This is a genomic window from Oleiphilus sp. HI0080 (genome assembly GCF_001635135.1).
The window spans coordinates 1-2,993 of sequence record NZ_LWFU01000710.1; the positions used below are offsets into that span (position 1 = coordinate 1).

The following is a 2,993-nucleotide window of genomic DNA, read 5'->3' on the forward strand; positions in this document are numbered from 1 at the left end:
ACAAACTGTTTTGTTGCCCCTTTACTTGCCCAATTGCGAAAATTACGCGCGGTTTCTGCATGCGTGAAGTTTTCTTCCGTTACCTTGATGGTGTTTGCTTCCTCTGCAATTGCAAATTGCACGTTCGCCATTGCGATTGTAAAGGCGAATAAAAATAGAAGTTTGGCTTGTTTCATCAATAATTCCTCGTTGTGTTGTTATTTAACGGCTTTGACTGTTGGTAAAACCCTAAATCCGTCGCGGCTGACTGTTTCGCTCGGTTGATAATGGCGAACACCCAACGTGAAAACACCCGAGTCATTTTGAGTCTCGATGTTATTCTCCGCATCATTTCCGCAGCCAAAGCTTAGGGTGTATGTACCGTCTTTGTTTGGCTTCGCGGTGTTTGAGCTTAGGTTTGCAAGATCATTAAACATAAATCCTGCTTTGTCATAAACAGTGACGGACCAGAATGCTTTGTTTTTTGGATCTTCAAAGGTGGCTTGATGGCAGGTGTCTGAAGGGTAGTTGCCAGACACTTCGTAGATATTGTCGATTTCCTGTGCGCCGCCCCAACCAATTGCGGCACCCACTTCATATTTCTCTTGCGTGAATTTTTTGTTCGATTCATCTGTCGGCGCGGTGAACATACCGACTAGCGCATCTTTGCCGTCGCGCTTGGTGATCCCAGGCATTTTGGCCTTTAATGTAGTCTCGACTTCTTTGAAGGATGCCTCGTTCACCGGTTCTGCCATAAATGGCATGTCACTGTTGGCGGCAATCGACATTTTGTCCTGAATTTTGGCGGCTTCTTCTTCCGACAAGGTCGCATCGAGTCGAACCACGATATACATATGGCTTCCGATATGTGTTTTGAGGTCGAATGTACCAGCGCCATACATCATTGGCTGAATACGATGGTCTTCTGTGACAGGCTGAACGGAAACATATTTGCCCTCAGGCACTTCCGGAATGGTAACAGAGGCACCCTTTGATACATCGATGACGGCAAATGAGTAATATGTATCTCGATTCATTCTTACGACCGGTTGCTGATCTGTAGGCGTAAGCTGTCGCTTATGCAAAAACGTGTTTACACCAGCTAAGTCTTGGTTTTTCAAAAGTTGGTGAGAGGTCTCTGCTGTCGGGTAGCTCTCGGGCGTTACTTTTAAACCATCGCTTGCGAAGAAGCTTTTCAGGTTACCAACTGGTTCAGCAAAAGCAGCGCTTGCTGCCATGAGTGTTGTCAACAATAGCGGCGCGACTGCTTTGTGAATGATTTGCATTTTTTCATCCTTCGATTAGATCAGCTATTTTAATTCTTGGGTGCGCCTTGGATGCGCTTTGGATGGATAGTTTAATTTGCGCTGACTAAACTACAATGTATTTGATAATGTAACAATACATTGAAGTAGCCGCTTTTGTCAGTAAGACTGTTACGGCTTTAATTATAAAAACTTGTTAGTGACAACAATGATAAAGATAGGTGTTTCCTCTGTTCGCGCTTTAACTACCTTATTTCTGTTCGTGGCATTATCTGTCAATGACGCTTATGGACTATACGTTGAAGAGGCGCCTGAGTCGGATATTCCATCTGCGGATAACATTGGTCCTGTAGATGCATCGCCCGAGATTCCGGTCATTACTTTCTCGAAAGTGAAAGGCGCACCCATAATTGATGGGGTACTTGATGATCCCATCTGGGCTGAAGCACAGATTTTTAGCATCGACTATGAGCTGTACCCAAAGCGCTATGGAAAGGCTAGTGTTGAGACTTACGTTTATGCGTTGTTGACTGACACGCATACCTTTTTCGCGTTCGATGCGCGAGACCCAGATCCAAGCCAGATAAGAACGGCATTTCGTAATCGCGATGCCGTAAAGGAAGACGATTATGTTTCTTTGGTTGTTGATCCGACAGGTACTGGCAGTAAAAAGTATGAGTTTCGTGTAAACCCGAGCGGTGTGTTAACGGACGTTCTTCAGAACACTGTCGCTGATCGTTATTACTATGACTGGGATTCTAACTGGATTGCCGAAGCACAAGTAACGGACTCCGGTTACATTGTCGAAATTGCCATACCGCATCAATCGATTCGTCTTCCAAAGCATGAGGATGACACTGATCAAATGCTGCTGTTGATGTTCAAGCGGTCCTATCCGCGTAGTACAGATAAAACGCTTGGCTCTATGATGTTGGTCAAGAGAGCGAAGGAGCAGGAGCTGGCTGATGCACGTGCTCCCTTAGCGGACTCTGAGGCAATGAGTGCCGCAGAGAAGGTTGAGTACGAAAAGCGGGTTCAGCAGCAAGAGGAGGATATGGGCGCGAGTGCGCAGATAGCCTCTAAGCGAGATTTGTACGGAGTTCAGAATGTAGAGGTGACGCCGCACTATATCCTCCATAAGGATGACGAGCGTGACCCAGGTGATCCCGAGTTTGAACAGTCTAGCAATTACGACATTAATGAGTTTGGCGTGGATGCAAAGGTGCGTTTTGGCACCAATAAAACCTTGGGTTTGACGGTTAACCCGAACTTTACAGAGGTCGAGTCAGATATTGCCAGAGATAGTATTAACAATCCCTTTAATCCCTTCAAACCTGAAAAACGAAGCTTCTTTCAGTCTGGCTCACCTGTCTACAATACTCTGTTGCCAATGGTGTATACACGTAATATTCGGTTTCCGGAGTGGGGCGCTAACTATATACAGAACACACGAAACAGCACGACAGGATTGTTTTATGTGGAAGACGCAGAGACTGAATTTGTCATGCCCGATAATCTTGGCTCAGATACCATGAATGTAGCCATAGAGAGTAATGCCTCGGCGTTTCGTTATGAGCAGTCTTTTGGGAAGAAATCACTTGGTGTTTTAGGCACTTTGAGGCAGGGCCAAGACAACTACCATAATTATGTTGGCGGTGTAGATGGCCTGTGGGATTTAAGTATCGACGATAAGCTGAGATTTCAGTTGATGTATTCAGATACTCAGTATAATGAAGCGTTTGCGGATGA

At 45.4% G+C, this 2,993-nt stretch carries 2 protein-coding genes; one reads left to right on the plus strand and one right to left on the minus strand.

The window, feature by feature from the left end; all coding sequences use genetic code 11:
* Nucleotides 1-197 precede the first annotated feature (197 nt).
* Nucleotides 198-1,265: a DUF1254 domain-containing protein gene (locus A3751_RS15245; protein WP_068457675.1), complete on the minus strand. Its 1,068-nt coding sequence runs from the start codon at nucleotides 1,263-1,265 to the stop codon at nucleotides 198-200.
* A 187-nt stretch (nucleotides 1,266-1,452) separates the two neighbouring features.
* Between A3751_RS15245 and A3751_RS15250 the strand changes: the two genes are divergently transcribed.
* Nucleotides 1,453-2,993, plus strand: a 1,541-nt coding sequence (locus A3751_RS15250) for a sugar-binding protein (RefSeq protein WP_156492509.1), incomplete at its 3' end; no start/stop codon positions are given.

Excerpts from the sequence above, each read along its gene's own strand:
- A3751_RS15245 (WP_068457675.1), bottom strand. The coding sequence starts at position 1,265 with ATGCAAATCATTCACAAAGCAGTCGCGCCGCTATTGTTGACAACACTC.